The following is a 17,665-nucleotide window of genomic DNA, read 5'->3' as shown; positions in this document are numbered from 1 at the left end:
GACCAGAGCAGAGCAACCGCCAAGAGACGGTCAGGAGACCCGATCGTGCATCCCGCCACGCCGGACGCGGACACGCCCGCCGAGGGCACCGATCCCGCCGCGCCCGCCGTCGCCGCCCGCGGCCTGAGCAAGGTCTACGGAAGCGGCGACTCCGCCGTACGCGCCCTCGACGGCGTCAGCGTCGACTTCGCACACGGCGCCTTCACCGCGATCATGGGGCCCTCCGGCTCCGGCAAGTCCACTCTGATGCACTGCCTGGCCGGCCTGGACACCCCCACCTCAGGCACGGTCCGCCTGGGCCGCGCCGACATCACCGGGCTCGGCGACCGGAGGCTCACCCAGCTGCGGCGCGACCGCATCGGCTTCGTCTTCCAGGCCTTCAATCTGCTGCCGATGCTCACGGCCGAAGACAACATCCTGCTGCCCGCCCGCCTCGCCGGCCGTGCCCCCGACCGCGCGCGTTTCGACCGCGTCGTCGCCGTCACCGGTCTCGCCGACCGCCTGGACCACCTGCCCGCCGAGCTGTCGGGCGGCCAACAGCAGCGTGTCGCCGTGGCCCGCGCGCTGCTGCACGCGCCCGAGGTCGTCTACGCCGACGAGCCCACCGGCAACCTCGACTCCCGATCGGGTGCGGAGATCCTCGGCTTCCTGGCCGAATCCGCGCGCGAGCTGGGCCAGACCGTCGTCATGGTCACCCACGACCCCCGCGCCGCCTCCTACGCCGACCGTGTCGTCTTCCTGCGCGACGGCCGCCCCGCCGACGACCTGGAGGCGCCCACCGCCGAGGCCGTCTCGGCGCACCTGCTGAAGCTGGAGAGCTGAGACCGATGCTGCGCACCACCCTGGCCGGATTGCGGCTGCACAAGGGCCGCTTCGCCGCCACCGTCCTGGCCGTCGTCCTGGGCGTCGCGTTCATCACCGCCACACTCGTGTTCACCGACAGCCTCGACGCGCGTTTCGCCGCCCAGGCCGAAGGGGGAGCCGACCGCGTCGACACCGTCGTCCTGCCCGCCGAGGACGCGGGATCCGTGCCCGCCTCCGCGCTGGAGCGGGTGCGGGCGCTGCCGGAGGCGGCCGCCGCGACGGGCACCGTCCGCGGCGACGCGGTGCTGCTCGACCGCGACGGCGCCTCCCTCGGGCAGGCGCCCGCCCTCGCGCTGTCCTCCGGCGGCGCGGTGACCCGCCTGCCCGCCGCCGAGGGACGGCTGCCCGCGGCGCCCGGCGAGGCGGCGCTGGCCACCACCAGCGCCGAGGCGGCCGGCTACGGCGTCGGCGACAGCGTGTCCGTGGTCGACGACGCGGGCGCCGAGCACACCTTCACCGTCACCGGGCTGATCGACTTCGGCCTGGACACCGCGGCCGCTCAGCGCGGTGCCGTGGCGTTCACTCCCTCGACCGCCCGGCGGATCACCGGCGCCGAGGGATTCGGCGAGATCGACGTCCGCGCAGCCGAGGGAGTCGCGCCCGAGCGGCTGCGCACGGCTGTCGCGGACGCGCTGGGCGCCGGCGCCGAAGTGACGACCGGCGCGGAGTTCGGGCGGATGAAGGCCGAGGAGGCCGGTGTGCAGTCGCGGACGATCTCCGTCGGGCTGCTGCTGTTCGCCGGGGTGGCGCTCCTCGTGGCCGGAACGGTCGTCACCAACACCTTCGCGGTGCTGGTGAATCGCAGGCTGGCCGAGACGGCGCTGCTGCGCTGCCTGGGCGCGGCGCGCCGCCAGGTGTTCACCGGCGTGGTCGCCGAAGCGCTGGTGGTCGGCGCGGTGGCTTCGGCGCTGGGTGCGCTCGCCGGAGTCGGCACGGCGGTCGGGGCGGTGCACGTCGGCGCGGCCGTTCCCCACGCCGCTGCCGTGTTCGGACCGGGCGCCGAAGAACCGGCGGCCGTCGTGCGGCCCGGCGCGGTGCTGCTGGGACTGGGTGCGGGCGTGGCGATGACGGTGGCGGCGGCGCTGCGGCCGGCCTGGCTGGCCACGCGCACCGCCCCGTTGGCCGCGCTGCGCGATGCCGCGGCCGAGACCGTGCACACGGCTTCGGCACGGCGGGGAGCGTGGCTTCGACCGGCGGGAGCCGGAGCGTTCGCTGCGGCGTCGGCGGCGGTCACGGCTGCGGGGCTGGCCGCGAAACCGGGGGCCCCGGCGATGGCGGCGGTCGCGGGCGGGGGAGGGCTGGCCTTCGCCGCCCTGCTGTCGGCGGCCCCGTGGCTGGTTTCGGCGGCAGTGCGCGCAGCCGCGGTGCCGCTGCGCGCACTGGGCGTGCCGGGCCGCCTGGCCGCCGGCAACGCGCGCCGCGCACCGCGCCGCACCGCCACCGCGGTGGTCGCGCTGGCGGTGGGAGCGGGACTGATCACCGGCTACACGGTGGTCAGCGCATCGGTCGAGAACACCCTGGCCCATCTGATGGCCCGGGAGATGCCGGCGGACTACGCGCTGCTGCCTGCCGGGTCCGAGGGGGCCGGCGGGGCCGTCCAGGGCGAGCGGCGGCTGCCCGGCGGCGTGGCGTCGGAGGTGGCCCGGCGTCCGGCCGTGGAGGCGGTCGTGGGGGTGCGCCGCGGGCAGGCGCGGCTGGGCGGCGGCGAGGGCGGCGAGGGCGGCGACGCGGTGCGGCTCAACGCCTATCCGGGGGCGCGGCTGGGCGTCGACCTCGACGCGCGGACCCCGGCCGGCGACCTGCGCGACGTGGCGCCGGGACGGGCGTCGGTCTCCGAGGACGCCGCTGAGCGGCTGGGGCTGACCGTGGGCGACACGGTGTCCCTCGCCGTGCAGCAAGACGCACCCGCCGGCAGCGCGGGCGGACCCGTGCGACTCCAGGTGGCGGCGGTGACCGCGAAGCAGGACTTCCCGAACGGGCTCACCCTGGCTTCCACCGACTTCGCGGCGCTGCTGCCCGACCGGGACCGCGACGACTCACTGCTGGTCACCGGCGCCGAGAGCGCCGAGGCCCAGCAGGTGCGCACAGCGGTCGAGGAGGTCGCCGCCGCGTATCCGGGCGTGCAGGTCTCCAGCGCGGCCGCGCAGCGCGACCAGTTCGGGCGGATGTTCGACGGCATCTTCCTGGTCGTGGCTGCGCTGCTGGGTGTGGCCGTAGTCATCGCGGTGGTGGGTATCGCCAACACGCTGGCGCTGTCGGTGCTGGAGCGCAGCAGGGAGTTCGCACTGCTGCGGGCGCTGGGTCTGACACGCGGCCAGCTGCGCCTGACCCTTGCGGCGGAGGCCCTGCTGGTGGCGGTTCTGGGCACAGCGGTGGGCGCGGGCCTGGGAGCGGTCTTCGGCCTGGCGGCGGCCGACGCGGCGATGGCGGACATGGCGCCCGCCGTTCCGGCAGGGCGCGTGTCCCTGCTGCTGACCGCGACGATCCTGGCCGGCCTCCTCGCCTCGGTGGCCCCGTCCCGCACGGCGGCCCGAGTCCGGGTGTCGGCCTTGACCGCCGACGGCGGGGGAGCCGTGTAGGAAAGGGGCGGTGGCGCTCCCGGCGAGCGTGCCTGTGAGGCCGTCCTCGCTGCCGTGCGTGGCCGCACGGACACGCTCGACCATGTCGGATCGTCGTCGGGCGGCCCTGTCAGCGGTCGGTGCCGGGAAACCACCACCAGTGATGCGTGGGGGCTCCTGCAGGAACCGCGGCCAGGGGGAGGAGTTCCGGGTCGGCGGAGAGGTCCTGGAGCTCCTCGTCGATGTCGTTGATCTCTTCCATGTCGACCAGTGTGAACGCGGACGAACCGAGGAAGTGCTCGAATGCGGTCTCCAGTGCCGACCGGTAGAGGCAGGCTCCGTACCAACCGGATTCGGAGCTGAGGGAGTAGCTCTCGGCAGTGCTGACGTAGCCGTCCAGTGAGCCGCGGTTGGCGGCCAGGAGTTCGGCTATGGGCGTTGCTCTCCCGGCGTCTGCCGGGGGCGCGGCGCCACTGGCGATGGCTGCTCCGAACAGCATGAGCATGGCGCGGCCGAAGCGGTGGGGAGCTCCGTTGCGCAGATCGGCCTCAGCCTGAGTGAGATATTCGGTGGGGGTGCCGGCGAACGTGTGAACAGGGGATCGAACAGTGCCTCTGGGCCAACCGCAGGACTCAAGCCACGCGGTGCCTTCCGCGGCGCGCAGCTCGACCTCCAGGGTGACGTATGTTTTCGCCGCCTCTTCATGCATGGAATGCAGCACGATGGTGCGCACCCCGTCGGAGGCGGAAAAGTCGCTTACGAGGTCGCCTTGGGAGGTCAAACGCGCGGCAGCGGCATGGAGATCTGCGATTTCGGACTCGCCGGGCAGCATGTCGACCGGGATCTCTCCGATTCGATTTCTCGACATCGTAGCGGCCTGAATGGGCGACTCGAAGCCGATCGAGCCGGCTTGCTCCTTGAGTTGCCGGACAAGAGTTGGCGAATCGGCGGCGGTATCGACGCGTGCGCCTCTGCGGGCGAGCTGTTCGACCACTGCGATGTCCGAGTCCAGACGGCGCTGAACAGAGTCCGCCGACATGCGGGATGCGGCGAGTTCCTCAGGGGAGAAGTCGTCGGTCAACGAGCTGATTCCGTTCTTTGTCGTATTCTATCTGTCGGTCCTGTTGTGTACAGTCCACCACCAGTGGTAGGCGGGCGTCCACGCCGGTCGTTCTATGTCGGTCTTGAATTCTCTGGGTTGGTAGAGTAGTTCGTCGATTTGTTCGACGTCTCCCCTGTCAGGCTCCCGGATGAGGAGTTCTATGTCTTCGATCTCATCGCAAAATATTTGAATTACTGACCTCATTTGGCATGCAAGGATGTACTCATCGCGTTCTGTGGAGCCGGCCCGATTGAAGCAATGGGTAATGAAGTCAAATATTCCGCTTTCGTTCGGCGGCGACCCCATCTCTTTTAGGGTGTTCTGTTTGAATCTTTGGAAATCTTTGGTGTCGGGGTACGCATTTCCCATGACAAAATAAAGCCTGGCAAGCCAGGTGAGCGCCTCTTTGGTGTATTCGGGGGTTTTGGTAGCCGTTGCCTTGTGTAGGAGGTTTAGTACCCGCCCTTGTATTTCTTCCGGGTTCCATGTCAGTTGATCGGATTCGATCATCTACTACTTCCCATGTAAGTCTTCATGATCGGCAACCCGTCGGGCCGAACAACGATGCGGCCTTTCAGGGTGCCCAGCGGATTACCTAGGCCGTCGTACGTGGTTCGCTGGTACGCGAGTTCGATGCTTCCGTCTTCATTTCGCTCGTATTCGACGATATCTCCGGTCCGGATAGTCTGACTGGCGCTCTGATGGTATGAGTATATCTTGTCGTCGCTCTGCTCATCGAGTGGTAGCTCCTTGAAATGCTTATGGGCGTGGTAGGATGCGGACGTGGGGTGACCCATGCCAATTTTGTCGGCGCTGTCGCGAAGTGCCTGATCAATTTCCTGCTGAGAAGAAGAGGGATCGACCCTTGCCGGATCGCTTCCCCACACCTCGGATACGCGTGCATGGTCGTCCCGAAGTTGAGCGTGGACGTCGATGTCTCTGAATCGCTCCAAGGCGGCGATGTTCCGCGAGGCTCCCGGGTGGGTTTCGGGGCCCAGATTCTTTGCATGGTCAACCTGTTCGTCGTATATCGCTTTAAGATATTCGTATCGATAGGCAAATTCTCTCGGGTTGTCGGCGCCTTGGAACGCAAACCTCACCGCCTCGGGATGAAGCTCCGCGTTCACCTTTTTGTTGAACGATTGGTTGAGAGCGCTGTGTGCCCTTTGCCACTGGTCCCCGTGTCGGGGATGTTCGCCGAAGAGTTGGGATATCTCATCGTTCGTGAGCCCGCCGTCGCGGAGTTTCTGCTCCACGATATTCGCCTTCTGCAGGCGCTTCTCGAGCTCCGCCTCGCTAAGTTGATCCGTCTGCCGGGGTACTTGCTCGCCGTGGTCGATCCCAGAGCTTGCCTCACCGGCTCCGGACGACGATCGGTCATCCGCCGGGGTGCCACTGGGCCCTGCGTCTCCCGGAAGATCCGAGGGCGCTGGCGACACAGATGGCTTGTCAACCGGTTGGTCGTCTCCAGGCGTTCCTTCCGGACCATCCTGGGGTGGCTGTTGCTGACCGGAACGTGGGGGAGGCTCGGGCCGGTCGCTCTCCTCTGGGCCTTCTCCGCCGACGCGGCCGCCTTCCCCCTGGGACGACGGCGGCTGGCCACCGCTGCCACCGGCGTTCGGCGGTGTGCTCGATCCCGGTCCGCCGCCGTCGCCCGCAGGGACCGACGGGCCGTCGGTGGCTGCACTCGGGTTCGGGGCGGGTGTGGTCGAGGGCGGGGAGTCGGTGCCCTCCGGCCCGTCGCCGTTCACCTGGGTACCAGGAACGCCGGACACGGCGTGTTCGCGCAGGGGGATGTCGTCCACCGCATCCATGGCGCCGACGGGACTGTAATCGTCGTTGACGGCCGTCTCCAGCTCGTCGAGCCGGTTGCGGAGGTCGGCGGCGCTGGGAAGATCGGAGGTTCCGGGGCGAGACGGGTTGGCGGCATCGGGGACCCGGTCGACGAGGTCCGGCAGAGCGTTCGGGCCGGGCGCGTCACCGTGCAGCTGAGGGAGCTTGCCGAGCTTGAGAGCCGCACCGACGCCCAGTGTGCCGATGTTGACCACCGCTTGGGTGACGACATAGGCAGGCCGGTCGTGCCGCTCGCGCCAGGGGACGAATGCGTGGCCCACCTCAGTCCAGGCGGGGTAGAAGTTCTCCGCCCATTCGTAGGCCCAATCGCCAGGACGGGATCCCAGGCCCAGCTCGCCGGTCTTTGTAGTCGTAGAACCCGGTGAGGGTTCCGGCGAACGCAGCGCCGTCTTTGAGCTGGTCGCCCATGTTGGAGAACCACTGGGAGCTGAGCGGATAGACGCCGCCCTTCTCGCCTGTGACGGTGGTGCCGTAGAACCCCGTGGCCTCCAAGCCGCTCAGTCCGATGTCGCCCAGCGCATGGCCTGAGTCGATCCACCACGGATGGTCCACCTCCTGGGGAGCTCCCCAGGGCATGGCCGCGTCCTCGGGAATGTAGCGCACCCCGTAGCGCTGTTCGCCCGGCTTGCAGAGTGTCGGGCCATTCGGGTCGGCGCCGATGAATGTGGTGCCGCCGAAGGTCGCGGTGATCTGGTTGGCGCAGTTGCGCTCCCAGTTCTGATAGTTGCGGATCTCCTGGTTGATCTCGATTCGGATGGACTAGTGGAGAGCGACCTTCTCCTCGTCCTCGCGCCAGTTCTCGTCGTCCTCGATGCTCTTCAGGAAGTCCTCGGCGTCGGCCTTGGCGGCGATGAGGTGCTGGCGGCACTTCTCCGCCTCTTGGGCGAACGTCTTGAGCGCGTCGCCGACCGTGGCCAGGGCGTCCTGGATGTCGTCTCCGTTGCCGGCCACCGGATCGACCGCGCTGAACAGCGTTTCGGCCTCGGGGGCGGCATAGACCTCCTGCAGGCCCTGCCACGCGGATTTGATGTCGCTTCCCGAGGCGGCGACGGCTTCGCCGTCGCCGATGAGATCACTCGCGGTGGCTTGGAGCTCCTCGGCTTTCAGCTTGGGGATCCAGACGGCATCCGGATCGATCAGTCCGTCTTCGTCGGCCACAGGGGGAGGTCACCGTTTCCGGGATCGGCCGCAGGGGCGTGCGGCGGGTGCCCATGGGGGATCGGCCCCGTGCGCGGAGGCGGCTCGGGGCGGGGCCGTGGAACAGGAAGGGCTCAGAACTCGAGGTCGGAGATGTCTCCGGCGTTGGCCTGGGCGTCGGCCGCCATTTCGAGGTCGCCGTCGATGTAGGCGGTGGTGGCCTCGCTACCGGCAGTGACGGCGCTGGAGGTGCGGGCGACCATCGTCCACATCATCGGGCCGAAGTGGTCCACGAACTCCTGCAGCGCCTGCCCGATCGGCGCGCTCGCGGCCTGCTCGGACGCGTTCTCGACGTGTGTGCCGAAGTCGTCGATCTGTCCGGTGAGTCCCTCGGTCATGGCCTCGTCGCCTACGTGGCCGCCCACGGTGGTCAGGACGGAGTTGACTCCCTCGGGGCTGACGTCCCAGTTGCTCAACGTCGACGTGCTCCTTCACGTGTGTGGGAAAACGGGGCGGATCGCGCGCATGCATGCGCTTGGGGACATTCGCGACGCTTCAGCATTATGGAAACGATCGGCGACACTCAGTCACCAGGTGCGGCGTGAGTAGGCCCTGTTCATGCAGCCGGAACTTCCGTCGTCGCAGGTCGCAACCTGCCGGAAGCCTCGTGGCCGGACCCGGCCGTCGGCGATCGGCAAACGGCGAGGCTGACGACTGCGCCGGAGGAGGCGCGGTCTCCAGGGCGGACGGCGGGGAGGAAGTGCCTTCGCGTCCATAAGAGCAGCACGGAGCGGCTACCGCCGCCCTTCCCGGCGCCGCGAGCCGACCCGCCATCCGACTCGTGGTCGGCGGTATCCCAGGTCGCGGGGATCTGCTGGAGGCGGCTCAGAACGCCCCGGTTCTGCGGACCGCTGTGCTCCGTCGCGCAGGCCGTGGGCCCTGCGCCGCCGCCGAACGGGGCTTCACCGGCGCTGGCCGCTCAGGATCCGGTACACGAGGTCGTCGGTGAGGGCGCCGAAGCCGGTCGCCGCCCACACGCTTTCCTCCGGGGGTACCTCATAATAGGGCACCGTGCGGCCGTCGTGCTCGGCGGGGAGCACGCTCGGCCGGACCCGCTTGCTGACCGCGCGGGCGCACGCGGTGCACAGGGGGACCTCGATGGTGCGGCTGCCGCCGAACTCCCGCCACTGCACCGACCGCGTGCGGTTGCCGTGCAGCGGGTTGGCATAGCAGGGCCGGCGCGGCCTGTCGCGCCCCGCCAGCGCGTCTTCGGCCAGATCCAGCAGCACGAGTACGCCGGCCGCATCGGCCAGTGCGGGCCCCTGGGCCTTCATCCGGTCGTGGACCCGCGCGGCGGCGTCACGCGCGTCCAGCGCGCGCGACAGGTGGCTCTCGGACACGCCGGTCGCAGCGCTGAGCCGCTCGCCGAACTCGATGAGGTCGCGTTCGCCGCGCTCCACAAGGGACTGGAGTCGCGCCCGGTCGGCATTGTCGAAGGCGGCGTGCTGGGGGACCGCTGCGGAGGCGCCGCGGCGCCGCAGCACGAGGAGCCCGATCCCCGCCAGGAGGAGAACCAGGGCGGCGAGGCCGGCCCACAGCACCCATAGCGGCAGTCCCACCAGCCCGGACGAGGCCGGGGGCTCGTTGTCGGCCGCCGCCTTCTCGTAGGCGGCTGCGGGGTCCTCGGAGTAGGCCGTATCCAGGGCCGACTCGACCCGGTCGGCGATCGAGACCCCCTCGTCCTCCCGGTGGACGGTATCGGAGGTCATGGCGCCGTAGACGGCCTCGTCCGAGGCCTCCGGGCCGAAGTCCGCGCCGACCAGGCTGCCGTCGAAGGCCTGCTCGTAGGCCAGCATGTGACGCGTACCCCCGCCCATGCGATCGTTCACAGCGGTCAGCAGCGCATCGGGATCACCGTCCCAGGCGTCGCCCGAGGCCAACGGGATCACGATGACGTACAGGTCGAGCGGCCTCTCCTCGATCCGTCCGGCGATGCGCTCGCGTTCGTGCTCGGGAAACGCCGTGTCGTAGGCCGGGTCCACGTGGACCGGGGAGTCGGCCAAGGACTCGGCTATCTCCTCGGCCGGGGTGAGCGCCGAGTCGCCGGTTCCTGCGTCCGCGGAGGCCGCAGCGGTGGCCGTAGCCGGGTCGAACAGCACCGCCAGCAAGGCCAGCACGGAGACGGCTCGGGTTCTAGCTGACATGGTGCTCTACCCTTCTTCGTGGATCGGGTCCGGCCATTCGTAGGGTTGGGCCGCCCGAAAGTGCCGGGTATGGCTGCCACGGTGGGGCCCTCGACGGTTCACGGAGCTTGGCCGCCCGGCACCCCGCCACGACTCGGCCGCTGATCGGGAATCGCGACTCGATCGCTGCGCAGAGCAACGCCGGCGAGGTCGCCTGCGGGACCCGTCGACAACGAGCCGGCGGAGGTGCCCGTGCCCCACGTCTGGGCCGGAGCGGACATCGGCACGGCCCACCACCACCGCATGGTCATCGGCGACCGCGGCAAGCGGCTGCTCTCGCGCCGACGGATCGACGTGCTGCGGGCCGTGTTCCGTGAAGGTACGCCCTACCAAGGTTCAACCCCCGTCACCTTGGCGGCTTGGCATCTCCATTGGGAAACTCCTTCAGCAGTTCCCCGACCATCGCGGCGGGGTCGTCGGCGCCGAAACTGTGGCGGATCCACGGGTCGTTCGGCTTGGCGTCATAGGCGTGCGCGGTGCCGCCGGCCCTCAACCGCAGCACTCGCGCGGAACGCGCCTCTGGGCTGAGTGCCGAGCAGCGCTCGCACACCTTGGCCTTGCCGCTGCGGCCGACCGGGATTCGCGTTCGCTCGGTGGCCCACGGGTGGAGCGGGTTCACCCCGCACGGCTCAAGCGGGGCGGCGCCGGGATCCTCGGCTTCGGCCAGCGTCCGCCGAGCCAGCACCACCACCCCCAGCAGGTCCAGGGTCCGCGGTCGGGCTTCGGCGGTCAGCAGGGCGGCGTCGGCCTGAGGGAGCAGCGCCTCGGGGAGCGCATCTTCACGGCGGGCGAGAAGAGCGCGCAGCCGTGCGGTTTCGCGCCCGGCAAGGCGGCGCAGGATGCGGTCGCCGACGATGTTTCCGCCGCCGCGCCGCACCCGAAGGGCGTACAGCAGCAGAAAGACCAGGCCGATGGCGGCGGGCGCCACGCCCAGACCGAACGCCAGGAATCCGGGCGCCACACCCTCGCCCCAGTAGCGTTCCATCCGCGGAGCCGGCGTGCTCGGTTCCCGGTCGGCGAACGCCGGGGTGTACGAACCGCCCGGTGTCAGCTCGACCTCGTCGAGCGCGGCGACGGCCTGGCGCAGGGCATCGGCCGGGGTCGCGGCCTCGGCCTCCCGCATCGCGAAGTTGAGGGAGTAGTCGGCGCCCAGGCCGTAGGCGGCGGCCCTGACACGGGTGGTATCGCCGGTGACGCGCCCGGCGACGAGGTAGATGCCTTCGCGTTCTGCCACCGCGGCCAGCGCGGCCGCGAGGACCTCGTGGTCGCCACCGGACTCGTCTTCCAGGCCCAGAGGTACCACCGCCGCGTAGACCGGTACCGGCGCGTCGCCGAACTCCTCTGCGGCGCCGTCCAGGCCCTCGCGGGGCAGTCCGACCAGCGGATCGACGTACAGGGGGTCGTCGCCCAGCGCCTCGGCGACATGTGCCACGCGCCCGGTGGAGATCACGTAGGGCTCCTGCATCCGGGCCAGCTCTTGGGGGTCGGGCTTCTCGTGGTCACCGGTGGGAGCTGCCGCCACCCACATCGCGGGGGCGCCGACCGCGCCCGCGGCGACGATCACGGCACCGACCCCCACCACCGCCGCAGGACGGAGCCGGCCGCGGCGCGCCAACCGCCAGACCCAGCACGCGCCGACGGCCGCGACAGTTCCGCCGACGGCTCCGAGCAGGAACCCGAGGGATTCGGGACCGTCACGCCGACTGGGGTCCAGCCCCGCGAAGGCGTCGGCGCGGAACGGCCACGGCCGCTCGCGTTCGGCCTGCAGCTTCTCGGCGGCCGATGGATCCTCCAGCGCCGCGACGAGCACCTCGGCCACCTCGGTCGCGGGGGCGCTGTAGCTGAGATCGGGGTCGGTGAGCGCCACGTGCCGGGCGGCGCCCGTGTCGGCGTCGGTCCCGTAGGACTGGACTTCCAGCACGGTTCCCCGCGGCTCGAGTACCGCATACACCCCGTCGGCGCCCAGCCGGTCGTGCAGCGCAGGGGCGATCTCCGAGCCCGCCTCCAGGAACGGGGTCACCACGACGTAGTAGGGCAGATCCAGCTTGCCGAAGGCGGTGTGCAGCCCCTCGGTCATCTCCGCAGGCGTCAGCGGTCCGCCGACCGCTCCGTCGACCACGACCGCGGCACCCTCCGGCTCCTCCGCGAGCTGATCGGCGTAGTGCTGGGCCGGGGTGGCGGGCCGCTCGACGTCGGCCCGGGCCTCACTCGGCAGGGAAGCGAGCAGGGCGAGCACCAGCAGGGCGGTTAGGGCAATCAGCCGCCTGAGGGATGGGGTGGCGTCGATCACCGGGACATCGTAGCCGGTCGTCGCGACCCGCCCCCGCCCGGGACCGTCGCGCGCCGGGTCGGCCGCGCGGGCACGTCTCACTCCTCCACGCCGAACTCCCGGCGGCGGACGGCTCAAGGTCAACGGGTTCCGCAGCGGGCACGCGCTGTTCTGATCGGCGAACATGTCCTTCTGCCCGACCGCGTCCTCGCGCACACGGGTCGTCGCCCACGCCACCGGGACCACGTATTCGGCCCCCGCGTATCGGCCGTGTTCGGATGCCCGCGTCGAGGGTGTCGATGAAGACACTCTCGACGCCGAAAGTGTCCCCGCAGACACCTCGGCGCGCGTATTCACACCGCCATGGCCCCCACGATGAGCGCATAGGCCACCAGCGGCCAGAGCAGCAGCGCCGCCGACAAGACGGCGGCTTTGACGTCCTTCCGGAACGCGGCGACCGTGGCCATGGCGATCGGCAGTACCACGCTCGCGAGTACCCCCAGGGTCAGAAGCGCTCCGAACGACTCGGGGTCGGAATCGGCGCCGGTCGCCGCCGCGTCGAATTCCGATTCCACGGCGGCGTAGCAGCTGGTGGGTCCGCCGATCATGCACACTGCCGCCCACGCGAGCAGTCCGGATCGGAAGCCGCGGCGTCTGGCTGCGGGATCGGGCGGGGACTGGGGCGCGGGCTCCGGTGCGGGGGCGGGGGTTGACTCGGGCGGCATAACTGGCGGCTCCTTGCGGACCGGTGACGGGCCCACCCAGTGTGGCGCTCTCCGGCGCCGGACACATGGGTGCTGATACTCAGCCGCCTCGGCCCGCGTTCACCGCCGCCGGCCCGCATCGTCTGAACCGGTTCACTCGTCGTGATTGCCCGGATTGTGGGGGATTGTTAGTCTGCCGGGGCCGCAGCCGGCCGCGGTCTCCCGAACGGGATCCGGGCCGTTCCCCCTGCCCCTTGACCTGGGGTATCCGGTTTCTGGAGGTCTGGTGAACCCGTATTTCATGATGTTGGCCATGGTGATCTCCGCCGTCGGCGTTGTGGTGATGCTGAGGCCGTGGGGGCGCGAGGGCCGGGTTCTCCCCGTGCAGCGGATCCTCAGCCCGGTCCTCCTCGTCACCGCTTTCGGAGTACTCGCCTATTCGGTCATGGGATAGCCGCGAGGCACCCGCTTCTTCTCGAGGGTGTCGCCGAGGCAGCGCACGGTGCCGAGCGCTGCCTCGGCGACACCCCGCCCCCACTCCGCCCCAGTGGTGTTGATCTTGTACTTACGGTTACGGGCAATCGTTTGCTGTCACCGTATGTACAAGATCAACGGGGTTCGGGCCGGTTCTGCGCGGTCCGGCGCACGGGGGCGGTGCGCTACGGCGGCGCCGACGCTCGGCGGAACGGGACGGTGTGAGGCGGTGACTGAACAACTCGGGGCGCTGGTCGTCGCCGCGGTCGGCCTCGTCCAGGGGGCCGGAATCGTCCACTACAGCGCGTACGCGACCGCGAACGGGACCCTGGAGCGGAACTCCGCCATCGGCTTGCGGACGCGGGCCACGACATCCTCCGACGCGCCGCCTGGGAGTCCGGCCACGCAGCGGCGGCACCGTGGCTGCGGGCCTGCGCCTGCAGCGGCTACGCCGGGGCCGGGCTCACGATCGTGAGCGCGGTGGTCGCGGCCGTCGCCGGAGTGCCGGGACCGGGGGTGTCGCTGAGCGTCCCGGGAGCCGGATTCGCGGCCGTCCTCGGTCTGATCGCGACTGCGGCGGGTGTCGCCCACAGCGCCGCGCGCCGCGCCGCCCAGCGGTGATCTGCGCCGACGCGGCGGGTGGCGAGCGCTGGGAAACGTCGGTAGGACGTGGCATCCTCGAAGATGTGACCAGCCATTCCACCGAATCGCAGCGCCTGCGCGACCTCGCGCGGCTGCGCAGCGTGCGCGACCGGATCGACAGGGAGTACGCACAGCCGCTGGACGTCGAGGCCCTCGCCCGCGGCGCGCACATGTCGGCCGGGCACCTCAGCCGCGCGTTCCGTCTCGCGTTCGGCGAGTCGCCCTACTCCTATCTGATGACGCGGCGCATCGAGCGCGCGATGGCGCTGCTGCGCCGCGGCGACCTCAGCGTCACCGACGTGTGCTTCACGGTCGGCTGCTCGTCGCTGGGCACCTTCAGCACACGCTTCACCGAGCTGGTCGGCGTGCCGCCCAGCGAGTACCGGCGCCGGGCGGCGTACGCCACGGCGGGGATGCCGCCCTGTGTGGCGAAACGGGTGACACGACCGGTCAGGAATCGAGAAGCGCCGGTCACCGGGCCGCGTCTAACGTGATGGCCATGGACATCACCATTCACTCGAGCTTCCTTCCACACGACGACCCGGACGCCTCGCTGGCCTTCTACCGCGACACCCTCGGCTTCGAGGTCCGCAACGACGTGGGCTACGGCGGCATGCGCTGGATCACGGTCGGCCCGTCCGGCCAGCCCGACACTTCGATCGTCCTGCAGCCGCCGACCGTCGACGGCTGCGGCATCACCGAGGAGGAGCGCCGCACCATCACCGAGATGATGGCCAAGGGCACCTACGCCGGCGTCAACCTGGCCACCCCCGATCTCGACGCCGCCTTCGCGCGGCTGGAGGCGGCCGAGGACGCCGAAATCGTGCAGGAGCCGACCGACCAGCCCTACGGCGTGCGCGACTGCGCCGTCCGCGACCCCGCGGGCAACCTGCTCCGAATCCAGGAGCTGCGCTGAGCCGTCCAGCGACCGAAGGCATGAGCTGCGCAGACGGTAGTGTCGAAGGGTTCGCGCGCCCAGGTGCCGATCGTACGGCCGACACCGCCACCGACCACCACGGCAGCGTCTCAGAGCCGCATCACCACCGATGAGTGCCGTCCCTTCGGGCGGCCGCTGCCGCCGTCCGACCCCGACGGCGAGGCAGGCGCCGCAAAGGCGCCCCCGAGGGGCAGCCCGACCGGCACGGATGCCGACGCCCGGCCTCGGCCGGACAAGCGTCAGCGGCCTCGGCCGACATCGGCCGATCGGGGAATCGGCGGATCGTTTCCGCGACGGCACCGACGAAGGAGAATCAGCCGTGCCGCTCGACATCGGGGGATCGAGCCAGGCGACGCCGACGGAAACCGCGGAGGCCGGCCCCGCAAGAGGCGGCCTCCGCACGAGGATGGAGACACGATGACCACGGGCACGAGCACGGACGCGCAGTCGCCTGCGCTGCACGCCGCCGACAGCCACGATCTGATCCGCGTCTACGGCGCGCGCGAGAACAACCTCAAGGACATCAGCGTCGAGATCCCCAAACGCCGGCTTACGGTCTTCACCGGCGTCTCGGGTTCGGGCAAGAGCTCGCTGGTGTTCAGCACGATCGCCGCGGAGTCGCAGCGGATGATCAACGAGACCTACAGCGCATTCGTGCAGGGCTTCATGCCCAACCTGGCACGTCCCGAGGTCGACGTCCTCGACGGGTTGACGACCGCGATCATCGTCGACCAGGAGCGGATGGGCGCCAACGTCCGTTCCACGGTCGGCACCGCCACCGACGCCAACGCGCTGCTGCGCATCCTCTTCAGCAGGCTCGGCAAGCCGCACATCGGCTCTCCCAACGCGTTCTCCTTCAACGTCGCCTCGGTCCAGGCGTCGGGGATGATGAAGCAGGGCGACGGCAAGGCCGAGAAGGTGACGTACTCCCGCACCGGTGGCATGTGTCCGCACTGCGAGGGCCGGGGCGTGATCTCCGGCTTCGATCTGTCCGCGCTGTACGACGACAGCCTGTCGCTCAGCGAGGGTGCGCTCACGGTACCCGGCTTCACCATGGAGGCCTGGCAGGGGCGCCTCCTCCGCGGCGTCGGCCTCGACCTGGACAAGCCGATCCGCGAGTACACCGAGCAGGAACTGCACGAGCTCCTCTACAAGGAGCCCACGAAGATCAAGGTCGAGGGCGTCAACCTCACTTACGAGGGCCTGATCCCCAAGATCCGGAAGTCGATGCTCTCCAAGGACCGGGACGCGATGCAGCCGCACATCCGGGCGTTCGTCGACCGGGCGGTCACCTTCACCGACTGCCCCGAGTGCGGCGGCACCCGGCTCAGCGAGGCGGCCCGGTCGTCGCGGATCGAGGGCGTCAACATCGCCGACGCGTGCGCGATGCAGATCAGCGACCTGGCCGAGTGGGTCAGCGGACTCGACGAACCGTCGGTGGCGCCGCTGCTGGGCACGTTGCGGCACACCCTCGATTCGTTCGTGGAGATCGGGCTGGGCTACCTCTCGCTCGACCGGCCCTCGGGCACGCTGTCGGGCGGTGAGGCGCAGCGCACGAAGCTCATCCGCCACCTCGGCTCCTCGCTCACCGACGTGACCTATGTCTTCGACGAGCCCACCATCGGACTGCACCCCAACGACATCCAGCGGATGAACGACCTGCTGCTGCGGCTGCGGGACAAGGGCAACACGGTGCTCGTCGTCGAGCACGAGCCGCAGACCATCGCGATCGCCGACCACGTGGTCGACCTCGGCCCGCACGCGGGCACCGAGGGCGGCACGGTCTGCTTCGAGGGCAGCGTCGAGGGCCTGCGCGCCAGCGGTACGCTCACCGGCCGCCACCTCGACGACAGGGCCGCCCTCAAGGAGACCGTGCGCGCCCCCGCCGGCACGCTGGAGATCCGCGGCGCGAAGGCGCACAACCTGCGCGACGTCGACGCCGACATCCCGCTCGGTGTGCTCTGCGTCGTCACCGGCGTCGCCGGATCCGGCAAGAGCTCGCTCGTGCACGAATCGATCCCCGCCGACGCGGGTGTGGTGTCGATCGACCAGGGGGCGATCCGCGGGTCGCGGCGGAGCAACCCGGCGACCTACACCGGACTGCTCGACCCGATCCGAAAGGCGTTCGCCAAGGCCAACGGTGTGAAACCCGCACTGTTCAGCGCCAACTCCGAAGGCGCCTGCCCCACCTGCAACGGCGCCGGCGTCATCTACACCGACCTGGGGATGATGGCCGGTGTCGCCTCGCCGTGCGAGGAGTGCGGCGGCAAGCGGTTCCAAGCCGAGGTGCTGGAGTACCGCCTCGGCGGCGAGGACATCAGCGAGGTGCTCGCGATGCCGGTCGCCGAGGCGCACGCCTTCTTCGCCGGTGCGGAGGCCAAGGTCCCTGCGGCCGCCAAGATCCTGCAGCGTATGGAGGACGTGGGACTCGGCTACCTCACGCTGGGCCAGCCGCTCACCACGCTGTCCGGCGGCGAGCGCCAGCGGCTGAAGCTGGCCACACACATGGCCGAGAAGGGCGGGACCTACATCCTCGACGAGCCGACCACCGGGCTCCACCTCGCCGACGTCGAGCAGCTGCTCGGCCTGCTCGACCGGCTCGTGGACTCCGGCAAGTCGGTGATCGTGGTCGAGCACCACGAGGCGGTCATGGCCCATGCCGACTGGATCATCGACCTCGGCCCCGGCGCCGGCCACGACGGCGGCAGGATCGTCTTCGAGGGCACGCCCGCCGATCTCGTCGACGCCCGCTCCACCCTCACCGGCGAGCACCTCGCGGCCTACGTCGGCGCCTGACCGCGTCCTTCGCGGGCCGTGGAGACGGGGCCTCCTTCCTGTGCTCCGGCGGCTCCGGGGCGGCCGAGTGACACGACCGGCGCGA

16 protein-coding genes are annotated in these 17,665 nt (G+C 70.4%); 7 read left to right on the top strand and 9 right to left on the bottom strand.

Annotation, left to right across the window (positions count from 1 at the left end; all coding sequences use genetic code 11):
* Positions 1–45: 45 nt before the first annotated feature.
* Both LP52_RS03830 and LP52_RS03825 read left to right on the top strand, forming a co-directional pair.
* Entirely contained in the window at positions 46–822 is a 777-nt protein-coding gene (locus LP52_RS03830) for an ABC transporter ATP-binding protein (RefSeq protein ID WP_040270763.1), read from the top strand.
* Between the two features lie 5 nt (positions 823–827).
* Positions 828–3,443, top strand: coding sequence for an ABC transporter permease (locus LP52_RS03825; protein ID WP_040270759.1), 2,616 nt, complete (start codon positions 828–830; stop codon positions 3,441–3,443).
* 109 nt (positions 3,444–3,552) lie between these two features.
* Here LP52_RS03825 and LP52_RS03820 read toward each other — a convergent pair whose 3' ends face one another.
* The 9 genes from LP52_RS03820 to LP52_RS03790 form a co-directional block, all read right to left on the bottom strand.
* Positions 3,553–4,503, bottom strand: coding sequence for a hypothetical protein (locus LP52_RS03820; RefSeq protein WP_157036190.1), 951 nt, complete (start codon positions 4,501–4,503; stop codon positions 3,553–3,555).
* Positions 4,504–4,530: 27 nt separating this feature from the next.
* Positions 4,531–5,034 carry a hypothetical protein gene (locus LP52_RS27025; RefSeq protein WP_157036189.1) on the bottom strand — a complete coding sequence of 168 codons (504 nt, stop codon included), beginning with the start codon at positions 5,032–5,034 and terminating at the stop codon, positions 4,531–4,533.
* Complete coding sequence (locus LP52_RS27020; RefSeq protein WP_157036188.1) at positions 5,031–6,638, bottom strand: hypothetical protein; 1,608 nt, start codon at positions 6,636–6,638, stop codon at positions 5,031–5,033. The genes LP52_RS27025 and LP52_RS27020 overlap by 4 nt, the downstream gene beginning before the upstream one ends.
* A gap of 1 nt (position 6,639) precedes the next feature.
* Positions 6,640–6,954: a hypothetical protein gene (locus LP52_RS03815; protein WP_169775337.1), complete on the bottom strand. Its 315-nt coding sequence runs from the start codon at positions 6,952–6,954 to the stop codon at positions 6,640–6,642.
* Positions 6,955–7,137: 183 nt separating this feature from the next.
* A complete protein-coding gene (locus LP52_RS03810; RefSeq protein WP_040270754.1) occupies positions 7,138–7,536 on the bottom strand; it encodes a hypothetical protein in 399 nt (132 codons plus the stop codon).
* Positions 7,537–7,649: 113 nt separating this feature from the next.
* The gene (locus tag LP52_RS28660) at positions 7,650–7,991 is read right to left on the bottom strand and encodes a DUF6507 family protein (protein ID WP_040270753.1); all 342 of its coding nucleotides are present in this window, start codon (positions 7,989–7,991) and stop codon (positions 7,650–7,652) included.
* 486 nt (positions 7,992–8,477) lie between these two features.
* Positions 8,478–9,719, bottom strand: coding sequence for a hypothetical protein (locus tag LP52_RS03800; protein ID WP_040270752.1), 1,242 nt, complete (start codon positions 9,717–9,719; stop codon positions 8,478–8,480).
* 385 nt (positions 9,720–10,104) lie between these two features.
* A complete protein-coding gene (locus tag LP52_RS03795) occupies positions 10,105–12,048 on the bottom strand; it encodes a hypothetical protein (protein WP_157036187.1) in 1,944 nt (647 codons plus the stop codon).
* Between the two features lie 332 nt (positions 12,049–12,380).
* Positions 12,381–12,752: a hypothetical protein gene (locus LP52_RS03790; RefSeq protein ID WP_040270750.1), complete on the bottom strand. Its 372-nt coding sequence runs from the start codon at positions 12,750–12,752 to the stop codon at positions 12,381–12,383.
* 292 nt (positions 12,753–13,044) lie between these two features.
* On the opposite strand from LP52_RS03790, the gene LP52_RS27015 reads away from it, so the two are divergent.
* From LP52_RS27015 to LP52_RS03775, 5 genes are all read left to right on the top strand, one after another.
* Positions 13,045–13,185 carry a hypothetical protein gene (locus LP52_RS27015; protein WP_157036186.1) on the top strand — a complete coding sequence of 47 codons (141 nt, stop codon included), beginning with the start codon at positions 13,045–13,047 and terminating at the stop codon, positions 13,183–13,185.
* 491 nt (positions 13,186–13,676) lie between these two features.
* A complete protein-coding gene (locus LP52_RS27010; RefSeq protein WP_157036185.1) occupies positions 13,677–13,826 on the top strand; it encodes a hypothetical protein in 150 nt (49 codons plus the stop codon).
* 65 nt (positions 13,827–13,891) lie between these two features.
* Positions 13,892–14,341 (top strand): helix-turn-helix transcriptional regulator, encoded by a 450-nt coding sequence (locus LP52_RS03785; RefSeq protein WP_040270748.1) that lies wholly within the window; start codon positions 13,892–13,894, stop codon positions 14,339–14,341.
* Between the two features lie 5 nt (positions 14,342–14,346).
* On the top strand, positions 14,347–14,763 hold the full coding sequence (locus LP52_RS03780) for a VOC family protein (RefSeq protein ID WP_040270955.1): 417 nt from the start codon (positions 14,347–14,349) through the stop codon (positions 14,761–14,763).
* A 438-nt stretch (positions 14,764–15,201) separates the two neighbouring features.
* Positions 15,202–17,580, top strand: a complete 2,379-nt coding sequence (locus LP52_RS03775; RefSeq protein ID WP_040270746.1) for an ATP-binding cassette domain-containing protein — start codon at positions 15,202–15,204, stop codon at positions 17,578–17,580.
* The last annotated feature ends 85 nt before the right edge of the window (positions 17,581–17,665 follow it).

The sequence above is a fragment of the Streptomonospora alba genome (genome assembly GCF_000826685.1).
In the GTDB taxonomy this organism is placed as follows: Bacteria; Actinomycetota; Actinomycetes; order Streptosporangiales; family Streptosporangiaceae; genus Streptomonospora; species Streptomonospora alba.
This window is presented reverse-complemented; position numbering and strand designations above follow the sequence as displayed.